General features: G+C 61.2%; 21 protein-coding genes. 15 read left to right on the forward strand and 6 right to left on the reverse strand.

Annotation, left to right across the window (positions count from 1 at the left end; translation table 11 throughout):
* Positions 1 to 33: 33 nt before the first annotated feature.
* The gene (locus INT40_RS02905) at positions 34 to 1290 is read right to left on the reverse strand and encodes a phospholipase D-like domain-containing protein (RefSeq protein ID WP_193095451.1); all 1257 of its coding nucleotides are present in this window, start codon (positions 1288 to 1290) and stop codon (positions 34 to 36) included.
* Between the two features lie 125 nt (positions 1291 to 1415).
* Between INT40_RS02905 and INT40_RS02910 the strand changes: the two genes are divergently transcribed.
* Positions 1416 to 1943: a Dps family protein gene (locus tag INT40_RS02910; protein WP_101569712.1), complete on the forward strand. Its 528-nt coding sequence runs from the start codon at positions 1416 to 1418 to the stop codon at positions 1941 to 1943.
* A gap of 161 nt (positions 1944 to 2104) precedes the next feature.
* On the opposite strand, the gene INT40_RS02915 is transcribed toward INT40_RS02910, so the two are convergent.
* The gene (locus INT40_RS02915; protein WP_193095452.1) at positions 2105 to 2566 is read right to left on the reverse strand and encodes a DUF1348 family protein; all 462 of its coding nucleotides are present in this window, start codon (positions 2564 to 2566) and stop codon (positions 2105 to 2107) included.
* Positions 2567 to 2754: 188 nt separating this feature from the next.
* On the opposite strand from INT40_RS02915, the gene INT40_RS02920 reads away from it, so the two are divergent.
* Complete coding sequence (locus INT40_RS02920) at positions 2755 to 3669, forward strand: Ltp family lipoprotein (RefSeq protein WP_193095453.1); 915 nt, start codon at positions 2755 to 2757, stop codon at positions 3667 to 3669.
* A 118-nt stretch (positions 3670 to 3787) separates the two neighbouring features.
* Here the strand turns inward: INT40_RS02920 and INT40_RS02925 are convergent, their stop codons facing one another.
* Positions 3788 to 3931: a GPGG-motif small membrane protein gene (locus INT40_RS02925; protein ID WP_180958869.1), complete on the reverse strand. Its 144-nt coding sequence runs from the start codon at positions 3929 to 3931 to the stop codon at positions 3788 to 3790.
* Positions 3932 to 4027: 96 nt separating this feature from the next.
* Complete coding sequence (locus INT40_RS02930; RefSeq protein ID WP_193095454.1) at positions 4028 to 4846, reverse strand: hypothetical protein; 819 nt, start codon at positions 4844 to 4846, stop codon at positions 4028 to 4030.
* 187 nt (positions 4847 to 5033) lie between these two features.
* Between INT40_RS02930 and INT40_RS02935 the strand changes: the two genes are divergently transcribed.
* The 3 genes from INT40_RS02935 to INT40_RS02945 are packed head-to-tail and all read left to right on the forward strand — an operon-like array spanning position 5034 to position 7499.
* Positions 5034 to 5756 (forward strand): DUF998 domain-containing protein, encoded by a 723-nt coding sequence (locus INT40_RS02935; RefSeq protein WP_193095455.1) that lies wholly within the window; start codon positions 5034 to 5036, stop codon positions 5754 to 5756.
* A gap of 44 nt (positions 5757 to 5800) precedes the next feature.
* Positions 5801 to 6697, forward strand: a complete 897-nt coding sequence (locus INT40_RS02940) for a macrolide 2'-phosphotransferase (RefSeq protein WP_193095456.1) — start codon at positions 5801 to 5803, stop codon at positions 6695 to 6697.
* A 13-nt stretch (positions 6698 to 6710) separates the two neighbouring features.
* A complete protein-coding gene (locus INT40_RS02945; RefSeq protein WP_193095457.1) occupies positions 6711 to 7499 on the forward strand; it encodes a fructosamine kinase family protein in 789 nt (262 codons plus the stop codon).
* 64 nt (positions 7500 to 7563) lie between these two features.
* On the opposite strand, the gene INT40_RS02950 is transcribed toward INT40_RS02945, so the two are convergent.
* Positions 7564 to 8409 carry a DUF4352 domain-containing protein gene (locus tag INT40_RS02950; protein ID WP_193095458.1) on the reverse strand — a complete coding sequence of 282 codons (846 nt, stop codon included), beginning with the start codon at positions 8407 to 8409 and terminating at the stop codon, positions 7564 to 7566.
* A 160-nt stretch (positions 8410 to 8569) separates the two neighbouring features.
* On the opposite strand from INT40_RS02950, the gene INT40_RS02955 reads away from it, so the two are divergent.
* From INT40_RS02955 to INT40_RS02965, 3 genes are all read left to right on the forward strand, one after another.
* On the forward strand, positions 8570 to 10012 hold the full coding sequence (locus tag INT40_RS02955) for a sensor histidine kinase (protein WP_319021921.1): 1443 nt from the start codon (positions 8570 to 8572) through the stop codon (positions 10010 to 10012).
* Positions 10013 to 10058: 46 nt separating this feature from the next.
* Entirely contained in the window at positions 10059 to 10730 is a 672-nt protein-coding gene (locus INT40_RS02960; RefSeq protein ID WP_193095459.1) for a response regulator transcription factor, read from the forward strand.
* A gap of 163 nt (positions 10731 to 10893) precedes the next feature.
* Complete coding sequence (locus INT40_RS02965; protein ID WP_193095460.1) at positions 10894 to 11658, forward strand: hypothetical protein; 765 nt, start codon at positions 10894 to 10896, stop codon at positions 11656 to 11658.
* A 79-nt stretch (positions 11659 to 11737) separates the two neighbouring features.
* On the opposite strand, the gene INT40_RS02970 is transcribed toward INT40_RS02965, so the two are convergent.
* Positions 11738 to 12544, reverse strand: coding sequence for a PaaX family transcriptional regulator C-terminal domain-containing protein (locus INT40_RS02970; protein WP_226830678.1), 807 nt, complete (start codon positions 12542 to 12544; stop codon positions 11738 to 11740).
* 168 nt (positions 12545 to 12712) lie between these two features.
* Here INT40_RS02970 and INT40_RS02975 point away from each other — a divergent pair, with 168 nt between their 5' ends.
* The 7 genes from INT40_RS02975 (at position 12713) to INT40_RS03005 (ending at position 22397) form a co-directional block, all read left to right on the forward strand.
* Complete coding sequence (locus INT40_RS02975) at positions 12713 to 14098, forward strand: MFS transporter (protein WP_193095462.1); 1386 nt, start codon at positions 12713 to 12715, stop codon at positions 14096 to 14098.
* Positions 14095 to 15705 carry a long-chain fatty acid--CoA ligase gene (locus tag INT40_RS02980; RefSeq protein WP_319021922.1) on the forward strand — a complete coding sequence of 537 codons (1611 nt, stop codon included), beginning with the start codon at positions 14095 to 14097 and terminating at the stop codon, positions 15703 to 15705. The genes INT40_RS02975 and INT40_RS02980 overlap by 4 nt, the downstream gene beginning before the upstream one ends.
* Positions 15702 to 16526: a crotonase/enoyl-CoA hydratase family protein gene (locus tag INT40_RS02985; protein WP_193095463.1), complete on the forward strand. Its 825-nt coding sequence runs from the start codon at positions 15702 to 15704 to the stop codon at positions 16524 to 16526. Before INT40_RS02980 ends, INT40_RS02985 begins: the two co-directional genes overlap by 4 nt.
* Before the next feature lie 11 nt (positions 16527 to 16537).
* On the forward strand, positions 16538 to 18580 hold the full coding sequence (locus INT40_RS02990) for an acetoacetate--CoA ligase (protein WP_193095464.1): 2043 nt from the start codon (positions 16538 to 16540) through the stop codon (positions 18578 to 18580).
* Positions 18577 to 19548, forward strand: a complete 972-nt coding sequence (locus tag INT40_RS02995) for a 3-hydroxyacyl-CoA dehydrogenase NAD-binding domain-containing protein (protein ID WP_193095465.1) — start codon at positions 18577 to 18579, stop codon at positions 19546 to 19548. Before INT40_RS02990 ends, INT40_RS02995 begins: the two co-directional genes overlap by 4 nt.
* A 73-nt stretch (positions 19549 to 19621) precedes the next feature.
* Positions 19622 to 20506, forward strand: a complete 885-nt coding sequence (locus INT40_RS03000) for an amidohydrolase family protein (protein WP_193095466.1) — start codon at positions 19622 to 19624, stop codon at positions 20504 to 20506.
* 103 nt (positions 20507 to 20609) lie between these two features.
* On the forward strand, positions 20610 to 22397 hold the full coding sequence (locus INT40_RS03005; protein WP_193095467.1) for a hypothetical protein: 1788 nt from the start codon (positions 20610 to 20612) through the stop codon (positions 22395 to 22397).
* Positions 22398 to 22426: the final 29 nt, after the last annotated feature.

Consider the following 22426-nt stretch of genomic DNA (forward strand, 5'->3'; position numbering starts at 1 on the left):
ATGCTTCAGTGCCTCAAATGAAGTTTCAGTGCCTCACAGGAACGGGCGCATGGGCTTCAGCACCCACTCGGCGGCTTGGGTCAGAGCATGACGATCCAACCAGTCCGGGCCAAGGATTTCGCAATGTTCGGCATCCTTGAGGAAGACCTTCTCCATCTCAGCGGCGAAGTTGTCGTCGATGACCTCGACGTTGGTCTCATAGTTGAAGGTCAGTGAGAGCCGGTCGATGTTCGCCGTGCCCACCGTCGACCAGATTCCGTCGACCGTCGCGATCTTCGCGTGGATCATCGACGCCGCGTACAGCAGAACGGTCACCTTGGAGCGCACCATCTGTTCGAAGAATCCCTGTGAAAGATAGTCGCCGAGGATGTGGTTAGATTCCTGAGGAACCATGACCCTGACATCGACTCCGCGTTCAGCGGCAGCGATCAGTGCGCTGAGCAGCTGCTGATCCGGGATGAAATACGGGGTCGTGAGCCAGATGCGCTCCTGTGCACGTTCGAAGGCGTTGATGTACATCGACCGAATCGGATAGATCAGCTGGACTGGCTGGTTGGCCGAGACCCGCAGCTTGGATTCCCAGGCGGTCGGCGCGACCCAGGGAATCTGCTCATCGGAGTCGTGGTACTGGTTCCACACCTGAGAGATGGCCTGGCGCAGCCCCCAAGTGCCGGGGCCAGCCGCCTTGAGGTGAGTGTCTCTCCAGTGGCGAGCGTAGAGCGAACCGATGTTGAAACCACCGACATAGGCAACTCGATTGTCGATGACGAGGATCTTCGAATGGTTGAGACCCGAGTAGCGCAGCGGCCCCTTCCAGAACTTCCTCGCCACGGTGGGCAGTCGCAGAACCTTGATGCGCGGAGACAGCTGCTCATAGAAGGAACGTGGGATGGAGAGGTTGGCGAATCCATCGTAGATGAGGTGGATGGTGACACCGCGTTCGGCTGCGGCGTTGAACGAGTCGATGAACTTCTGACCCATCTCATCGTTCTTCCAGATGAACGTCTCCATCTGAATCGTATCCGCGGCCGAATCGATCTCATCGAGCATGTCCTCATACAGCGTTTCGCCGTCGGTGAAGATGCCCAGCTGGGAGTCTTCCACGTCCGCGTGAAAGGTCCCGGGCCGAGGCGCTTCCCGCTGTTCCCGATCACGTTTCTGCAGCAGGTCGATTGCCATAGATGCGCCCACCGTGAGCGGCACGGCACAGGCCGCACCGGCAACAGCCCATGGCGCGATGGAACGGAGACGATCGATGCCGTGACGAAGACTGCGCGAAGCGGATCCCATAACGGTTCAGTATATCCGTTGCCGATTCTGGGAAACGTTAACCTCATACCCAAGAATCGGGTCTATGGTCGGCACCAGGTGCCCGGATACGGCACATCGTTGCACTGCTCAAGGAGGAACGAATCATGGCTCAATCAGTCAAGGTACCCCAGCCAGCCGGAACGAAGACCACCACGGCCGAAAATGCGGAGCACGGTTTCACCGCCTCCCCAGCTCTGGCCAAGAACATGCAGTCCGTCCTCGTCGACTTCATTGCCCTGCAGCTGGTCGCCAAACAGGCACACTGGAACATCGTCGGCCCCAACTTCCGCGACCTGCACCTCAACCTCGACGAGGTTGTGGACATCGCCCGCACCGGCTCTGACAGCATCGCCGAACGCATGAGGGCACTGCATGCCACCGCTGACGGTCGACCCAGCGTCGTCGCCGAGCAGTCCTCGCTGCCGGAGTTCCCTGCCGGCGAGGTCACGACTCATGACGCCATCGACCTCAGCGTACGAGCCGTGGAAGCCACGGTCGCCACGATGCGCACGGTTCATGACGAAGTCGACGAGGCCGACCCGACGACGGCCGACATCTTCCATGAGTTCATCGCTTCGCTCGAGCAGCAAGCATGGTTCCTCAGCGCGGAGACCCGCTCCCCCTCGAACTGACCTGCACGACCATCGTCGTGTGATGGTGCTCGAACTGAAAACCACCGGTGAGCACGACTTTCACAGTCGTGATCACCGGTGGTTTTTCTGTACCCCGAGGACTGCTCGGGGACTAGGTCGAGATTGTGCCGAGACCGCACCCTCGCCGAGGTGGCCCGCCGTCAGCGCAGATCGATGTCCGCTCCCTGTTCTCCGCTGGGACGGGGGCCGAGTATGCGGCGTTCCTCCGCGGTGATTGATACATCATTGATGCTCGCCTCCCGCCGAGACATGAGGCCAGCGGTGGTGAACTCCCACAGCTCGTTGCCGTAGCTGCGCCACCACTGGCCCGCAGCGTCATGGAATTCGTACTGGAAGCGCACCGCGATGCGGTTATCGCTGTAGGACCACAGGCTCTTGCGCAGCGCATAGTCGAGTTCACGTTCCCACTTCCGGGTCAGGAAGGCCACGATCTCCTCCCGACCGGTCATAAACTCATCGCGATTGCGCCACACCGAATCCCGGGTATAGGCCAGCGACACCTTGTGCGGATCGCGGGTGTTCCACGCATCCTCGGCACCTTGTACCTTCTGTGCCGCGGTCTCGGCAGTGAATGGTGGGAAGGGTGGGCGTGACTCCGACATGACAGTTCCTCTCTGAGCCGATAGCAGCTTGGTACATAACAACGGCAATCACCCGTCAGCCTAGAGGGAATGCCATTCGGCGGGAAGAGGAGCAGTGTCCAACCTCACTTCAAATTTGTAGTTTAATGTTCAATGATTAGATATACTATTTCTGTACTTGCAACCTCGCTCACACACTGGAAGTGATAATGACACAGCAGCAGATGCCCGAGACCACTTATATGGGTACGTGGATTCCGCCCCAGCAAAACGCCGGACAGAAATCTTTCATTGCAACATGGCTTTTCTCTTGGCTTTTAGGCGGGCTCGGAGTCGATCGTTTCTACCTGGGAAAGATCGGCACCGGAATCCTCAAGCTCATCACCTTCGGCGGTTTCGGCATCTGGATCCTGGTGGACCTCATCCTCGCCCTGTCCGGAGCGCAGAAGGACAAACGTGGAATGCCACTCCACGGCTACCAGCAGCATAAGAAGCTCGCGTGGATCGTCACCGGCGTCGTCATCGCCTTGGGCATCTTCATCGGCACGCTGTCAGTGAAATCATCGCCATCGACTCAGATTGCGGATCCTGCGTCGAGCGCAGAGGCCGAGCCGGCAGCGATCGAGGAACCAGCGAAGAAGACTGTCGCAGAGGAAGATCCGGACGAAGCTGCGGAAGAAGCGCCTGCCGCGGACCAACCGGCAGAAGAAGAGGCTGCCGAAGAGTCCGCGAGCGATGCTCCTGTCGAAGATGAGCCTGTCGAGGCCCCCGTTGAAGCGGACGAGCCGGTCGTCGAAGAAGAGGAAGACTCCAGTGTTCCTGCCGAGTACAGCTCGGCACTGACCAAAGCGCAGTCATACTCGGACATGATGCACATGAGCAAGGCAGGCTTGTACGATCAGCTGACGAGCGAGTACGGAGAACAGTTCTCTGCTGATGCAGCACAATACGGAATCGACAATGTCGACGCGGATTGGAACCAGAATGCTCTGGAGAAGGCCAAGTCATACCAAGACAACATGGCAATGTCTCCCGACGCTATCCACGATCAGCTGACGAGCGAGCATGGCGAGCAGTTCACTTCCTCACAGGCCGACTACGCGATCGAGCACCTCAACGGCTGATCGCCCTCGACTGGGTCGAAGCTAGAATTCCTAGTCAGCACATAGCGGCGCCCCAACCCACGAAGGGTTGGGGCGCCGCTATGTTCACCTGCCCCGAAGTGAGATCGGAGCAGGCACCTCAGCCGAAGATGCTCACTCCACCTGGGCCGACGAGGCAGCCGACGACGATGAGGACGATGCCCCATACAAGCTGTTTCCGCAAGATTGCGAAGATGCCTGAAATGACGAGCAGTGCTGCGATGATCCACAGAATAGTTGCCATTGTCCTGACCCTTCTTTACATGTTTCTCGGTGGGTATTCACCGACGGGACATTGAGCCTGTCGGAGAGTGGGGATTTTTCAGTGCCGCTGGGGTTATCAGTGTCGCGGCGAGTCCGGGTCCTCGAACGTTCTCTGTTCGGTGGCTCTGGGATCGTAGCTGCGATCGGTCAGACGGGAGTCGTTCTCAGGCGCACGAGGATATCGTACTCCGTCGACGCCTTCACGCTGTCCCTGACCCTCAGCGAATCGAGGGTCACCTTCCGGTTCACGTGGTGCACCACGGTCATCGACAACGGGCCGGCCATCGTCAACAGGGCGTCCGTCGTCGACAGGAGGCTGGTCGGCGACACGAGGGTCGTGTCCCGCATGACGCTCGTCCGCAACCGGACGACCGTCAGATACCGGAGGGTCATCGTGGGGACGGTCGTGTCCGGCCCGGTCATCACCGGCAACTGCTCCGGCGCCTGCGCCTGCGGCAGCTCCCGCACCGGCATCTGCGGCTGTACCGGGTGCGGCCTTGCGGTTACCGTGGGCGTCCACGTCGGGATCGAGTTCATCGGCGTGCTTGAGTTTACGTTCCTGTTCGAGGCGCGTCTCCTGGGCCAGACGATCGCGTTCAGCGGCGTCTGCGTCCATCTTCTCCGCCTCGGCGGCCTTGCGCTTTGCTTCCGCGGCCTGAACCTCTGCGTCGGCGTCAGCCTTCTTCGCTTCGGCCTTGCGGTGCTCGGCATCCGCTTCGCGGGCATGGACTTCATGCTCGGACTCGGCGGTCTCTTGACGGATCCGTGCTGCTTCCTTGCGCTGGTGTTCGCGCTTCTTAGCTGCGGCCTTACGACTGACCGCAATGATGATGCCGACGACAATCAAAATAACGACGATCGCTACGACTATCCAGATGATGGTAGTTGTATTCATGCGTTCTCTCCTTGCTGCCTATTCGGTTCTCATTGATCATGTGGATCCGATCAACAGGATGTTTTCATATTTGCACGGCAATACTCACCTGACAAGCGCTTGAACAGTAGCGACTTCGGCGTGTCGAACATATGTTCGCCCGAATTGTGCTTTCTATTGCCTATTTCGGACCTCTATTATTGGCCGCATGCGTGAGACTCAATCTGATGCTTCCGCGACACCCAGCTCGACCGTCATAGCGGCGATCTGCTGGATCCTCGCCGGGACTATCTATCTCCTCGCCGAGGCTCTCGCCGCATCTGCATTTCCCCATTATTCGTATGAAATGAATTACATCAGCGATCTCGGTGTGCCCGATGTCGAGATGTTGGGTGATCGTGTCATCGATTCGCCCCTGCACCTGGTTATGAACATCGCCTTTGTCGCTCAGGGGCTCCTATTCGCTGCTGCGGCCATATATATGGCGCGCGGATCGCGTTTTCCGCTGCGAGTCCCGGTGATCGCCTGCGCGATCCTCCATGCCCTCGGAATGGTCATCATCGCAGCGGTCAATGCAGGTCAGCACAACAACGAACTCGGTCTCGCCTGGGTTCACCTCCTCGGCGCGTTCTTCGCCTTCTTCGGCGGACATGTGAGCGCGATATGCATCGGCATCTCCCTATTGTTGGGCCGACGCAACAGCATCGTCGGCCTCCTGACCATCGCCATCGGTCTCATCGGGATCCTCGGCATCGTCATGCTCCAGGTCGACGTCAGGGCCGTACCCGGAATTCTTCTTCCCGACGGAGTGTGGGAGCGCATCGGCATGTACGCGATCATCGTGTGGGAGATGCTCTTCGGAATCGTTCTGCTCAGTTCGCGGCGCCCTCAGATTCCGCTGTCGCAAGATCGCGCTGCCGCCTTAGACTGATCACAGATCCCTACGAAGCGACTCCTTCGCCGAAAGGTGGCCACATGTCGGCCGACAGTGCAGAGTTCACCACCATCCTGAAGCTGGCATCGGATCATGGTCTCGATATCGTTCCTGAGACTGTCACCGTCAATGAGCTTGGCCTCGATTTTCAAGTCGCCATCGCCGAGGTGGTTGATGGTCAGTCCTGGGTGCTGAGAATCCCCCGCCGCCCGGACGTCACCGACCGGGCCGCTGTCGAGGGCCGTTTTCTGCAGGCGATCGCACCTCATCTCAGTGTCGCGGTCCCCGACTGGCGCATCCACACGAAGGACCTCATTGCCTATCCGCTGCTGCCCGATGATCCTGGACTCACGATCGATGGGCAGGGTCAGCCGCAGTGGCATTTTGATGTCGAGGCCAAGGAATATGTGTACTCGCTCGGCGATTTCCTCGCCGAGCTCCACCTCGTCGATCCTTCAATCGCTCGCGCCTCCGGCATTGAGGAGCGCTCCCCTGCCGAGGTGAGGCAGCGTAAGCGTGATGACATCGCTCGCGTCGTGGCCGAGTTCGATGTGGCCCCGAGTCTCCAGGATCGGTGGGGCGCGTGGCTCGATGATGATTCCTTCTGGCCCACGTTCACGGTCGTGACTCATGGAGAGGTGTATCCGGCGCATCAGCTCATGGATGGGGCGAGGAATCTCAGCATCCTCGATTGGACGACGGCCACCATCGGCGATCCCGCGCGTGACTTCATGTTCCACCACGCGAGTGTCTCGGCTGAAGCGTTCGACGCGACGGTAAAGCGGTATGTGGAGAAGGGTGGACGTGTGTGGCCGAGGCTGGCCGAGCACTGCGGCGAACTGTTCTCGACCTCTCCGGTCGAGCTGGGACTCTACGCACTGGAGACCGCCGATGCCGATCATATGGACGCCGCACAGGCGCAGCTGAATCCCGAGTGACTAGCCTGTTACCATGGCTGATTTCATCAAAGAACATGTCGGTGCTCCGCGAGGATTCTTCGCCGCAGAGGCTGCGGGGCTCGAATGGCTGGCCGAACCGGACGTTGTACCGGTTGTGGGCGTCATCGAACATGACGCGAAGAGTCTGCGGCTAGACCGAGTCGAGGAGACAGCTCCCGATGCCAACTCTGCCTTCGCCTTCGGCCGTCAGCTTGCTCTGCTCCATGACTCCGGTGCCCCGTCGTTCGGGTGGGCACCGGCGGAACCTGCCTGGTTCGGGCCATTGGAGTCTCCATTCGAGGTAGAGGTCGCCTTGTGCAAGTCGTTCACGGAGTTCTGGGTGGAGACACGACTGGAACCGCTGGCCGACGAGATCAGCAACCAGCTGTCGCAAGACCAGCAGGAGACGATCGCCACCGCGATCGAGGTGATCGCCAGTGGGGCGTTCGAGGGTATCTCCGGCACCGGGCGGGAAAAGCCTGCCCGAGTCCATGGTGATCTTTGGGCTGGGAACCTCATCTGGGCACCAGACGGCTGCACACTGATCGATCCCGCCGCTCATGGCGGGCACCGTCTCGAGGACATGGCCATGTTGGCACTCTTCGGCACACCATTCCTCGACGAGATCTTCGCTGGCTACGAGGCGGTTCATCCGATGCCCGCCGGCTGGGCAAAGGATCTGCCGGCCCACAATTTCTTCGCGTTGCTGGCACACGTGAAATTATTCGGCTCGGGGTTCTTGGGCCAGACCCTCTCTGCTGCGACCGCGATCATCGACAGAGGCAGAGAACTCCACGCTTGAACACATACAAGAAGCGGCCCGGGCCTCCACCATCGGATAGCCCGGGCCGCTCACTGGCCAGTGCCTACTTCAGTGAGATCTCCACCGGGTCGGAGAAGATCCCGCCCTCGAAGGTGAGACGATCGGGGCTGACGTCCTTGGGAACGTCGAAGACCAGCACGCCTTTGGCCGTGTTGCCCGGGTTGATCTCTTCGAGGAAGAGAATCGAGTTTTCGTCGACGTAGATCCCGGCTTCGGAATCGGCTGAGTAGGTGTTGCCCGCGTCATCGCCGAGCTTGATGTTGTCCTCAAAGAAGTAGTCCGGGTCCGACTTCGTGTTCTTCACCGACAAGTCTACCGTGACGAACTGTCCCTGAGCCTCGGCGCCGAGATACTCATCTCCGACCTTAGCAACACTGTCGTCGACCTTATTGACTGTGATTTCCCACTTATCGGCGGTGACTGCGTCCCCTATTCCGTAAGAGGTCTTCTCTGCCTTCTCCTCGTCCTTCTTATCCGTGCCGGCGTCCTTCTTGTCGGCCGTTGCCGCCTTGTCTTCCTGAGCAGACGGTGCGCCTGCGGTATCTGTGACATCGTCACCTTCACCGCTGATGGCATTGATCAAAGCGATGACCACGATGGCGACGATGATCCAGAACCACCAGCGCTTGAGCAGCGGCTTCTTCCGCTTCGGCGGCTTCTGTCCAGGGTGAGCGCCCAGGTATCCCTGCTGCCTCTGATGCTCCTCCGGGTAACCGGGATAGCCGGGTGCCGAGCTGGCGGGTGGGAAAGACCCCGAGTTGAGGTACCCGGCTTCAGCGCCGTTCGGTCCTCCTGTAGCGGGTCCCGAGTGTGCATACTGCGGTGACCACTGCTGCGGTTCTGGTTGCTGCGGCTGGGCTGGATTCTGAGGTTCCTGTGGCTTGGACATGATGCTCCTTCGACGGCTGTGACGTGCTGACTCGTCAAGCCTCGCGGGTTGCCTGAATTCGCACGTCCACCCATCGGATCGAACCAGTTAGCCGATCGGTTGAGCCTCTCCATCCATTCGGTGGACTACGCGTGTCAGGCCCCGCGGCTACTATTCACATGTGTCTCGTCAACCTTTTCCTCAGCAGCGCCACCAGGAGCTCCCCGGCAACCGCCGGCGACAGCTTCCCCGCAATGTGCGCATCGCCGTGAGCATCCTCGTAGGCGCGGCCCTCTTCTTCTCCGGCCTGATCACCTCGGCGATGGCGCTGACAGCGAATCAGTGGGCGTTCGCTGACGAAGTCATCAGCAACACGGGGATGGTCGCGTTCCTGCTTATCGTCCCCATGTGGGCGACGGTGTTCCTCCGGCAGAAGTGGCCATGGGTTCCGTTCATCGTCGGAGCTCTGCTCACCGCAGGGTGGGGCGATGCGTTCCTCTTGCTCATCGGTCTCTTCCATCTCCTCATCCGCGCACCCAAGCGGCAGGCCATCATCGCTTCGGCCCTGGGATCTGTGCTGGTCGTCGCGGCCACGGTGCGCATGTGCCTGGCACCTGCCGTGCTCAATCCATTCGCACTGTTCTTCCTCCCCGATCCGGCTCAGATGACGGACCTCGATGCGCCCGCTCCCCCGGCAGATTCACTGTTGGCCATCACCCTCATGACTATCGTGGCAGCGGTCATCGGACTCGGCATCAGCCTCGGAGTCGGAGTGCTGCTGCGTCGGACTCGGCGGATGAAGACCGTCGAGACGATCGCTGCCAAGCAGACTCAGCGAAATGAGTCGCTGACTGCCGAGCTGGCCCGCCAGTCCGAACGCGAGCTCCTCGCCAGGGAGCTGCATGACACTCTCTCCCACCGGCTCTCAGTCATCTCTTTGCACAGCGGTGCTCTCGAGGTAGGGAGCAAAGATGATGACGATGTCGCCTCGACCGCCTCGGCGCTGCGGCAGGAAGCACACGCATCTTTGGAAGATCTGCGGCATCTGGTCGGCGGGGTGCGTGACGGGACGCTGGCGCAGTCGAGTCCTCAGCAGGAAGTGTCAGCTCCTCCCAGCAAAGCTTCGCTGCGCTCGTTGCCGCAGCTGGTGGCGTCAGTGCAGGCCACCGGCACATTGATTCGTCCCTCCATCATCATCCAGGATGCCGAGACCGCGCCCAAGGTCCTGGACCGCGGGGTGTATCGGATCGTTCAGGAGTCGCTGACGAATGCGATGAAGCATGCGCCGAGTGCCCCTGTGACGCTTGAGATCACCATCTCGGCTGACAGCGGCGCCCGAGTCGTCATCTCGAATCCAGTGCCTCCCGCGAGCAACCGTTTCCAACCGCCAAAGAATTCTGCCGCCGAGGCGACAGCTGGCCTTCCGCCCTACCCGCAGTCAGCACCCCGAGTGGGTTCTTCACCCTCAGACGGTCAGTGGTCGCTGTCGACTTCGGGATCTGGTGCGGGCCTGACGGGAATTCGAGAGAGAGTGACAATGCTCGGAGGCGAGGTATTCATCGGTGTTCGTGATGGATCGTTCGTCGTTGATGTGACACTTCCGCCGTTCGCCGGTCGGAGCTGACACAGTCCGACTATTGGTGTCATTGCCCTCGGGTAGTGTGTCGATCATGACTCAGACTGCTGCCCCGATTCGTGTGATCGTCGTCGATGACGATCCGATGGTTGTCACAGGAATCAAGGGGATCCTCCACGCGGCTGAGGACATCGAGGTTGTGGGAACCGCATCGAGAGGCGAAGAGGCCCTCGAGCGGGTCGCTCTCCACTTCCCCGACGTCGTGCTCACGGACATCCGGATGCCCGGCATCGGCGGGATCGAGGCGATTGAGCGACTTGTCAACAGTGTGCGCCCACCGAAGGTAGTTGCGCTGACGAGTTTCGACACCGATGACTATCTCTTCCGCGCCCTCGAGGCCGGTGCTGCCGGATACCTGCTCAAGGACATCGGACCGGTGGCTCTTGCCGAGTCAATACGCAAAGTCCACAACGGAGAACCGATCCTTTCACCACGGTCGATGCAACAGCTGATTTCAAAAGTGTCGACCGGCCGGGACCAGCTCCAGCAACGAGAAGCGCAGGAGCTTTTGTCCGATCTCACTCAACGCGAGCTCGAAATCGCGGTCTTTGTGGCCCAGGGCCTCTCGAATCAGGAGATCGCCGACGCCACCTTCATGAGTCAGGCGACAGTGAAGACGCATCTCAATCGCATCAACATCAAGCTGGACACTAGTAATCGTGTTCATATTGCAGTGCTTGTGGAGCGGGCGCGAGTGGGTAGTTGAGATGTGACAGAGTACGAGTGTTAGGCCCGAACCGGATGGCGCCAGAGGATTGGGCACAATCAACCACTGTTGTCATAGTAAGCTCGACAAGAGATCTTGCAGTCAACGTGGAGATAAATTGAATAGAACGACACTCGGACTCGCTGCCATTACAGTCACAACGATGATTTTGGCCGGATGCGGATCGGACACCAGTTCAAAACAGGACGATCCGACTAGAGGCGAAGAAGCCGCGAATACCAATGCCGATCCAGAAACCACCGAGGAACAAAAGGTCGCCAAGAGCCATGAGGCTCTAGCTCCCAGAGACTATAGCGGCCGCCTCCTGTCTCTCGCAGACATGCCAGACACCCTCAGCATGGACGAAGAAGGTGAGTTCGGCGAGACCATGGAAGGTCTATCGTCAGACAATGACGGCACAGAAGCAGACCCTACTTTGGCCGCGTGTGCGATGAATCAATATGGCACCGTCATTCGAGAATCTCCAGAAACTACCGCTTACCGAACATTTTCCGAATCAAGTCAGTCCAGGACTGTCGGGGTAGTCACTTCACTGTCGAAACCGGCCGAAAACCCCGATGCGGTCAAAACCTCTATCGACAATGCCATCAACGAATGTCTGCTCATTGACCCAAGAACTGAAGCCGGCGCCCCAATCGAATCAGCTGACACTTTTGAACCCAATGGGACAAAGGGCGAAGGCATCTGCACGACTGCATTCGACGGCAATTTCAACGACCAAGATAGCACTCTTGTGGGCACTACGTGTTTCGTCTCTTGGGCAGACGAAATCCTGTCCGTCACCTACTCCGCCGAAATGTCTGCTGCCAGCTCATCCGTTGACCAGGAAGCTGTCGAAGGAGTCCAAAAATTAGTGGAAACTGAGGTTTTGCCACCCGCCTTTGAAAGAGCCGGATTCGCGAAGTAGTTATCCACCTCGCGACCGGCCACGTCTCAACAGTATGCTCAGCCAGATCTGCGACACCTCCAGATCACCACGGAACGGATCAGACTGCTTTACCGAACTCGCCGGAGAAGAATGAGGTAATGGCAGAGCACTCGGTCTGAGCCAACCGCTCGCTGAGTTGGCGGAATCGATCCCCTTGCAATGCGCCCGACCACTCGATCGGCAACAAATCCGCCGGCAACTGAGGGTCAGTTCGCGCAAGCAGAAGCCAATCAAAGTGCAACTCCACGCGCTTGACGAGCGCCTCTATCGGCGACAGCGACTCAGGATCGACAGCCCGCCACTTCTCGCCGAACGCCTCATAGTCCGCTCCTAACTCTCCCAGGTCGAACGCACCAACGAGAGTCTCCTCTGTCGTCGGCGGCTGCGGCATGCCATAAACAACAATCGGCGAGAGCTCGGATGCTTCCGAGCCCAAGATCGTGGCGACATCATGTTGCCCTGGCGCCACCCACGGCCCACCATCGACCTGGGCAAAACCGGCCCACGAGAGTCGCGACGATAATCGGTGCCGCAGAGTCCGCTTCGACTCCGGCACCTGGATGCGCACAAAGGTCCACTGACCATCCCAGTCCTGCGGCTGCCAGCCGGCAAACATCTTCTCTTGGCCCTCACGAAGGACTGACCGACCTCGATCGGACAGGATGTAGTAGGTCTTCCGCCCCTCTTTATGTCTGACGATGAACTTCTTTGCGCTCATCCGCTGCAGCACGGACCTCGCCGCTGACTCCCCCACTCCGAGCTGGCCCATGACGAACACGATCGAGGCGCCGCTGAGCGGCCTGAGGTCATCGAGCATGTGGACGCCGGCGAGTGCAAAGAAGAGTGACTGAGGTTGAACCGTCATGCCTCCACTTTACGGTCTCCACACCACCGCGGAACCTTATTACATCGCATTTGATTGACGCAACAGCACTGAGTTGCATAGTATCGATACGAGCCCGATCAGCGTTGATCGGGCTTCTCCCCCACCGCAACCGACCATCACTCAAGCCACACAATCAGCGAGGATCACATGGCTTCCGCGAACTCCACGCCAACGAAATCGACACCGATGCTCAAGCGAGCAGCCGCCTCGGCGTACCTGGGCAGCGTCATCGAGTACTACGACTTCTTCGTCTACTCCGTCTGCGCCGCCCTTGTCTTCAAGGACGTCTTCTTCTCCAACCTCACCCCGGCCGTCGGCACATTGGCCAGCTTGGCCACATTCGCCACCGGCTATCTGGCTCGTCCTCTGGGCGGCATCGTCTTCGGCCACTTCGGCGACAAACTCGGCCGCAAACGCATGCTCGTCGTCAGCATGTTCACCATCGGCATCGCCTCCACAGCGATCGGCCTGCTGCCCACCTATGACCAGGCCGGGCTCATCGCACCGGTCCTCCTTATCCTCATCCGCGTCATCCAGGGAGTTGCGATCGGCGGCGAATGGGGCGGCGCCATGCTCATGTCCGCAGAGCACGCCACCAAGAACCGCGGCTTCTGGGCCAGCTTCACCAGCGCCGGCGCGCCCACCGGTCAGCTCGTCTCCGCGCTCGTCATCGCCGGCACCCTGGCAGCCATGGGCCCGGATACCTTCATCGCCTGGGGCTGGCGCCTGCCGTTCCTCGCCTCGGTCCTCCTGCTCATCATCGGCGTCATCGTCCGCTCCGCCGTCGACGAATCCCCCGAGTTCCTCGCAGCGAAGAAGCGCACACCCAAGCGCGGCATCCCGATCATCGCCACCCTGCGCAAGCAACCCCTCACCCTCGTGCTCGCTGTGGGCGTCGGACTCTCCGCCTTCATGTTCCAGGGGCTGCTCACCACCTACTCCATCGCCTACGGCGTCCAAATCGGCATCGAACGACAGACGATCCTCAATGCTCTGTCCTTCTCCTCCTTCTTCGCCATCTTCGGCATCATCGGCTGGTCCCGCCTCTCCGACACCGTCGGCCGCCGCCCACTCGTCATCGCCGGAGCCGTGTTCATCGCCATCTGGGGCTTCGCACTCTTCCCCATGTTGGAGACGAAGAACGGACTCGTCATCACCATCGGCATGATTGTGGGACAGGGCATCATCCACCCGATGATCTACGGCCCCCTTGCCGGCCTGTATTCGGAGCTCTTCGACACCGAGCACCGCTACACCGGAGCTTCTCTGGGCTACCAAATCGCCGGCATCGGAGCGGGCATCTCCCCCGTCCTCTTCGCCGCGATCATGAGTTCTACCGGTTCGCCCTCGACCATCCCGCTCTCGATCATCATCACGATCGTCGCCGCCATCAGTATCCTCTGCATCTGGCGATTGGGCGAGACGAAGACACGTAATCTCGCCGAACAGCGCTTCGCCGAGACAGCAGCAACCACCAACACAACATCGACGAACACCACCCCACCGACAGCCATGGAAGGACCGACTCTGTGACCTTCGTCCACCCCAGCTTGGCCAGGCTTTCCGAACGCCAGGCCACCGACTACGGCGAGCAGACCGCCATCACCTTCGCTGGCACCACCTACTCCTACACCCGGATGCACGAACGCACCCTGGTATGCGCCGCTGACCTCCACAGCCAGGGTGTTCGCCGAGGTGACCGGGTCGCCTATCTTGGTCCCAACCACCCAGCGACGATCGTCGTCCTCCTCGCCTGCCTGCGTCTAGGAGCGATCTTCATCCCGCTGAACTGGCGACTGGCTCCCGCCGAACTCGACTATCAGCTCACCCTCGCCGAGGTGGCCCACCTGTACATCGCACCCGACATGGCCGACATGGCTGCCGGTCTCGCGGTCGACGTCCCCCAGGAAACGGTGCGCTGGGAGGACACGGCCACCTCGGCGAGGGTGCCGGTTGTGCCTGCTGCCGAGGTCACCGGTGACGAACCGGCATTCCTGCTCTTCACCTCCGGGACGACCGGGCGGCCCAAGGGGGCGGTGCTCTCACACGCGAATCTGCTGTGGAACTCCTTCAACCTCCTCCTCAACACGGACCTCACCGCCGATGACGTCACCCTAGTCACCGCTCCGCTCTTCCACGTCATCGGCCTCGACCAACAGGTGATGACCAGCTATCTGCGCGGTGCCCGCATGCTCATCGAATCCAAGTGGGACGTTGACCGTGCCTTCGACGCCATCGAACACGAGGGACTGACCTGGATGGCCGGCGTGACGACCATGTTCTCCGACCTGCTCCAGTCACCGAGGTGGAACACCGCTGACCTCACTTCGCTGCGCTTCGTCAATTCCGGTGGTGCCCCGATCCCGGTCTCCCTCATCGAGGCCTTCCAGGCCAAAGACATCATGTTCTGTCAGGGCTACGGACTCACAGAAACCTCCCCAGGTTGCACGTTCCTCCCCGCCGCGAGCGCCTTGGACAAGCCGGGATCGGCGGGACGGGCGGTGCCCTTCACCGAGGTGGAGGTCCGCGACGCTTCAGGGAACGTATGTTCGTCCGGAGTCAAAGGTGAGATCGTCGTTCGCGGACCCAATGTCACCAGCGGCTACTGGAACAACCAGGCCGCAACCGATGCGGCGTTCTCTCCCGGAGGCTGGTTCCACACCGGCGACATCGGCTACCTCGACGACGATGGGTTCCTATTCATCGTCGACCGGCTCAAGGACATGTTCATCTCCGGAGGCGAGAACGTCTACCCCGCCGAGGTGGAATCCGCCCTCTTCGACCACCCGGGCGTGGCTGAGGCCGCGGTCGTCGCGGCCCCAGATGAACGGTGGGGCGAAGTCGGCCACGCCTTCGTCATCGTGTCTGTTCCTGAGACCGAGTCTGGCTCTGATGCCGGAGTCGAGTCTGCGGCGTCAGCCCCAACTTGCGAAGAACTGCGCCAATTCTTACTCAACCGCCTGGCCAAATACAAGGTGCCGAAGTACTTCGACCTCGTCGACGAACTGCCACGCACCGGCTCTGGGAAAGTCCACAAGATCTCCCTGCGCACAACCGGCGGACTCGGCGCCCACGCCACCACCGGCCCCTCAGCCCCCAGCACTGACAATTCTGCACCAGCACCGAAGGACAACGCATGACCGACCTCCCCACCTCCCACCTCACCGACGTCTCGGCACAGCCGACCACGGTCGACATCTCCGACACGCTGCACTTCACCGCTGAGGGCAACATCGGAATCCTCACCCTCGACCGCCCCGCCAAACGCAACGCACTCGATGACGCGACGGTGGCCAGCCTCGGCGAGTTCTTCCGCACCCCACCCGAGGTCTCCGCGATCGTCCTCCACTCCACCGGTGATCACTTCTGCGCCGGCCTCGACCTTTCAGAAATGGCCGAACGCGACGCCGTGGCCGGCCTCCACCACTCGCGCGGCTGGCACACGACGATGAACCGGATCACCGAATCGCAGATCCCCGTCGTCGCCGTCCTCCAGGGCGGAGTCATCGGCGGCGGCCTCGAACTCGCCTCCGCCGCGCACCTGCGGGTGGCCGAAGAGACCGCGTACTTCGCTCTGCCCGAAGGCAAGCGCGGACTCTTCGTCGGTGGGGGCGCTTCGGTGCGTGTGCCCAGGTTGATTGGTCTCAGTCGCGTCCAGGACATGATGCTCACCGGTCGCCGCTTCACCGCTGCCGAAGCTGAGGCCATCGGCCTCGTCAACTACCGTGTCGACGGCGGTGAAGGACTAGCCAAGGCACGCGAACTCGCCGCTTCGATCGCCTCGAACTCTCCGGTGACGAACTATGCGATCACCCAGGCGCTGCCCCGCATCGTCGAATCCGGCCGCGACGAGGGCTACATGATGGAGTCCCTCATGGCCACCGTGGCCCAGTCGAGCACCGAGGCCAAGGACCTCATGCGAGCCTTCCTCGACGGTTCCGGCCCCAAAGTCACGAAGTGAGAGGACCCTATATGTCGACAATCATCCGCGAGGTTCCCTCCGATGCCCTCGAGACCAGCCGCATCGGTGACTTCCTCAGCTGGGTCAACCAAAAGTTCGGCTACTCGTTCACCGGCTGGGACGGGCTCTACACCTGGTCGATCACCGACGTCGAGGACTTCTGGGAATCCGTCTGGGAGTACTTCAACATCCAGTCGCACACCCCGTACTCCTCGGTGCTCGGCGAACGGGTCATGCCGCACGCTCGCTGGTTCACTGGAGCAACGCTCAACTACGCCGAGCACTCCTTCGGCGCTCCCGATCAGGCCGACGACGTGGCCGTGACCGCGGTGTCCCAGACCCGTGACAACTTCACACTGACATTTGCCGAGCTGCGCACCGAGGTGGCCAGAGTCCGTGCGGGACTCGAGTCATTGGGTGTGAAGAAGGGTGACCGGGTGGTCGGGTATCTGCCCAACCAGCCCGAGGCTCTCGTCGCGTTCCTCGCCTCGGCCAGTCTTGGCGCGATCTGGGCCAGCTGCGCCCCCGAGTTCGGCACGCAGTCCGTCATCGACCGCTTCAGCCAGGTCGAACCCACCGTGCTCTTCGCCGTCCCCGGATACATGTATGGCAACAAGGCCGTCGATCGCAGCGCCGAACTCACCGAGGTCCTCGCAGCACTCCCCTCACTGACCCACCTCGTGTCCCTCGACTACGGTGACTTCGCCCTCGATGACGGCACATGTGAACGGTTCAGCACCGGATCGGGGCTCAATCACGCAATCGACGTCGTTGACTACGCGGGACTCGGAGCCGCCTCGGCGGGCAGGGACGGTGGAGCCGCCTCGGCGGAGTTGGAATTCGAACCGGTCCCCTTCGACCATCCGCTGTTCATCCTCTTCTCTTCGGGCACGACGGGCAAGCCGAAGGCCATCGTGCATAGCCATGGCGGCATCCTGCTCGAGACCGTGAAGAATCACGGGCTGCACTTCGATCTGGGCCCGGGCAGCCAGTTCTGCTGGTTCTCCACGACCGCGTGGATGATGTGGAATGCCCTCGTCGGTGGGTTGGTCGTGGGATCCGCAATCGTCATGATCGACGGCAATCCGAACTACCCCGATCCCAAGGAACTCTGGCGCATCGCCGCGAACACGAAGGCCACTCTCATGGGTGTGGCGCCCGGGGCGATCATGTCCGCACGCAAGGCGGGGTTCAACCCCACTGAGGAGTTCGACCTGTCCACCGTCTCGCAGTTCGGAGCTGCCGGCGCACCTCTGCCAGCTGAGGGCTACGAATGGGTCATGGACCAATTCGGCCAGTCGGTGCTGCTCAACGTCGGCTGCGGCGGCACCGATGTGTGCACCGGCATCCTCCAAGCCTCTCCGCTGACTCCCGTGTACTCCGGTGAGATGTCGGGAATCTCGCTGGGATTCGCCGCCACGGCCTTCGACGCATCCGGCAATGAGGTCATCGATGATCTGGGCGAACTCGTCATCACCGCGCCGACACCGTCCATGCCCGTGACCTTCTGGGGACCCGACGGTGACGCCCGATACGAGGCCGCGTACTTCGACAAATACCCTGGCGTCTGGCGCCACGGCGACTGGGCGAAGTTCACCACCGGCGATGGGGTCGTCGTCACCGGCCGTTCCGACGCCACCCTCAACCGGGGCGGGGTGCGGCTGGGCACCGCGGACTTCTATTCCGTCCTCGACACCCTCCCCGAGGTGGCCGATGCCCTCGTCATCCACCTCGAAGACCCCGATGGTGGGATGGGCGAACTCGTCCTCTTCGTCCAGCTCGAAGACGACGTCCCGTTCTCTGCCGAGTTGTCGACGCGGATCTCGCGTGAACTCAAGACACGACTGTCACCACGTCACACCCCCGACGAGGTGGTGCCGGTTACTCGGATTCCGCTGGGTCGGACGGGCAAGAAGCTCGAGGTCCCAGTCAAACGCATCGTCCAAGGTGCCACCGCCGACTCGGTGGCGAGCGCAGGAGCTCTGCAGGACCCGAAGTCACTTGATGAGTATGTCGACTATGCGCAGACACGCAAGACGGCGGTGAACGCATGAGCGCCATTACTTCAGCAGACGCTGTCCCTGTTTCATCGAAAGCCGCCCTCAATGTGGCGATCATCGGCACCGGAGTCATCGGTGCCGCCTGGGCCACCGGGTTCCTCGCCGCCGGGCACACTGTGACGGCGTTCGATCCGGCCGACGGCGCCGATGAACGCTTGCGCAAACAGGTGTCGAACTTCGGTGCTGAAGCGGATGCGTGCACCACCACGGTGCTGGACAACCTGACTTTCGCGCCCAGCCTCGCCGAGGCGGTCGCCAACGCTGACTTCGTGCAGGAGAACGGTCCCGAGCGCCTTGAGGTCAAGCAGTCGATGCTCGCCGAGATTGATGCCGCAGCGCCCGAGGCTGCGGTCATCGCTTCCTCGACCTCCGGGTTCTCCCCCAGCCAGCTCAACGCGCTGGCGAGCAAGGCACCGGGACGCATCGTCGTCGGTCACCCGTTCAATCCCGCGCACCTGGTCCCTCTTGTTGAGGTCGTGCCCTCAACGGGCACCTCGGCGGAGGTCATCGAGCGTGCGATGGAGACCTATCGGGCAATCGGGAAGAAGCCGATCCTGGTCCGCGCCGAACTGCCCGGGCATGTGGCCAACCGCCTCCAGGCTGCCATGTGGCAGGAAGCGTATTCCCTCGTCGATCGTGGAGTCGTGTCCGTGGCCGACATCGACACCGCAATCTCCTACGGGCCGGGACTGCGCTGGGCGATCCTCGGGCCGCTGGCACAGCAGTCCCTGTCCGGTGGCGCCGGTGGCATGCGGCACGTGCTCGACCATCTGGGACCACCACAGGAAGTGTGGATGCATGACCTCAAACAGGTCCACCTCGACGAGGACCTCAAGGAGAAGCTCATCTCCGGCGTTGATGAGGAACTCGAAGATCGTGACCCGACGGTGCTCACGAAGCAACGCGATGACATGCTTTTGGAAGTCATCGCCCTCAAACGCAAATACGGCGAACTACCGTGACCCCGACGCGCTCCCCTCACCCGGGCACTCTGCCTCCCCGCATCACTCTCATCAGCATCGAGGAAGGACACTCATGATCTACCAGCCCAACATCGACCTTACAAAGATCACGGCCATCGACGTGCACACCCACGTCGAGGCCGACAACCACCAGCACACGTCACTCGACACCGAACTCCTCGACGCCTCGGCGGGGTATTTCAAGGCTCCGGTGCCGCGGACGCCCACGGTCGATGACCTCGCCGCCTACTACCGGGAGCGGAACATGGCCGCGGTGATCTTCACCGTCGACGCCAGGACCGCGCTGGGCGGGCATCCGCCGGTGTCGTCGGAGATGATTGCTCAGAAGGCTGCCGAGCACAACGACGTCCTCATCCCCTTCGGGTCCGTGGATCCTCACAATGTCGCCGAGGCGGTCGCCCGCGTCGAGGACCTCGCGGTGAACTACGGGGTGCGGGGAATGAAGTTCCACCCCAGCTTGCAGGACTTCGACCCCAGCGAACGCAAGTACTACCCGATCTACGAGGCGTGCGCACAGCACGGATTGGTTGCGCTGTTCCACACAGGCCAAACGGGAATCGGCGCCGGGCTACCCGGCGGTCGCGGCATCAAGCTGCGGTACTCGGACCCTATGCTCCTCGACGATGTGGCCGCGGATATGCCGGAACTGACGATGATCTTCGCCCACCCCTCGGTTCCCTGGGCCGATGCCTCGATCTCGATCGCCACGCATAAATCCAACGTCTTCATCGACCTCTCCGGATGGTCACCGAAGTACTTCCCGCCACAGCTGACCCGGGCCATCGGATCGATGCTGAAGACGAAGACTCTCTTCGGATCAGACTTCCCGCTCATCACCCCCGAACGCTGGATCAACGATTTCGAAACTCTGGGCATCAAAGAAGAAGCTGTGCCGCTGATCATGAAAGAAAACGCAGTGCGGGTGTTGGGGTTGTGAAGGACAAGAATGCGTGTTTTGTCGGCAGGTGACGCGAAAAAACCCGCGGCCAGCCCCCATCAATTCGGATGCGCACCGACTGCTCATGCAATAGCGTGAGAGCATGCCTTCACAGCCACCGGAGCCACCGATCGATAAGGCCGGTTTTCTCACCGAACTCTCCGACCTCCTTGCCGACCCGAGTCCCGTCCCTCTGCTGATGGCCGCAAGTGCCATGGGGTACACGGCCAATGCCGAAGAGAACGAAGGGTCGTCACCGGTCTCGATGCCACCCAAAGTCGAGTCGGAGCCGGTCTCGGAGGCGTTCCTTGCACTGACCTCGGCGATGATGGACTCTGCCGCTCCGGAGACGGACGCGCTCCTGCTCATCTGGGCCGCCATGTTCGACGACTCCCTGCTGCGACGACGTATCCACCATGCCGTCGATCCTCGATCGGCGTCGTTGCCCGATTGGGTGCGCAACCTTGACTCTGCCTCGCCCGTCGCAGCGATCTCACTGCGCCACGAGCTCGGTCACGAAGAGACTCTGTTCGTCGAATTTTCGCTCTCGGGAATGCCGGTGACGATGGCTGTCGCTGTGACTCGTCTGGGTATTCCCTACCTCGAGGACTGCTATCCGACGGAAGATACTGCCGAAGAGATCCAGCGGTTCACCGCCGACGATCCGCAGATGCCGACGCATCAAATCACGCTTACAACAGCGGATGCCCGCGCTCGAATCGAAGAGTACGTCGAGCATGGCGACCACATGATGCCGCCAACGGATACCGACACCTGGCCCTCCGTCCGGCTGCTCCTATCCTGGATGCTGCGGCTCCTGCCTGACGGCGGTGACGTCGAACAGCCACACGAGTGGACCGCGGAAGAGGTCGGCGCACTTGTCACTGATTTCCTGGTTTCTCCCTGGGCTCAAGACATCAGAAGCGATGCCGCGATGCACGCAGAGCGACTCTTCAACTTCCAGCTCACACACGGATCCGGCGAACCTCTAAAATGGGGCGCGACTGCCGCACTGATGATGATGGGCGATCTCTATCCGCGCAAGGTCCTCGCCGATGACGAGCATATGCTCAGCATGCCGACAGTCCTTGCCGCAGTGATTCAATTCGCCAATGAACGCTCTGGCACCTCACCCGAGTTCTCGAGGTCAGCACTCGAAGCGATCGATGACGCGCTCCCCGAGTACCAGCGCCGAGTGACCCACGATTCAAGCACATCTGGGTCATCTGCCGCTGGACTCGCGGAGGTTTTGGGCTTGCCACCGGATATCGAAATTCCACAGGAGCTCATCGATCAGTTCGACGCCATGGGGCTGGGTCTTGACTCCGCCGAATCATTTGATCCGCTGGCGATCAGCCCGGAGGGCGCCGAGCTCTGGCGCGAGGAGCTTCGCCGACGGGTCGGCGGCGAAGATAATCTCGCTTCTCTCGATGAGAAGCCGCTGCCCGCCGAAGACTTCAACACCGATGGCATCAGCCCGAAGGTTCTCCCCCAGGTGCAGGCGTTGGCTGCCGACCTCTCCGCCTTCGCCGACGCCCAGTTCCGCGACCCGGAGATGACCACCGCTGTGCTGCGGACCCTGAATCTCACGGCCCAAACCAACCCTGGGGCATTTCGCCGAGGTTTCGCCCACCCGCCAGCGATCGCCGCACTGTGTTGGATCGCAGGTAAGAACAACCGATGGTACATCGCCGAGGTTCGCCAGCGCACGATTCAGTCGATGACGCTTGCCGCTGGGGCGACGACACAGCCGACTGCGCGTGCGAAGTCGATGCTCAAAAATGTCTCCTATACGCTGCAGGAGCAGGAGCTCGACCTAGGTGACCCTGCTTTGCTGACCTCACTGGAGCGGGGTGAGATCGTTGCGATGCGTGATGCCATCGCCGATTGAGTCGGGTCCCTGCATCACACCAAACGATG

This window comes from Brevibacterium sp. FME17 (assembly GCF_014897515.1).
GTDB lineage: Bacteria > Actinomycetota > Actinomycetes > Actinomycetales > Brevibacteriaceae > Brevibacterium.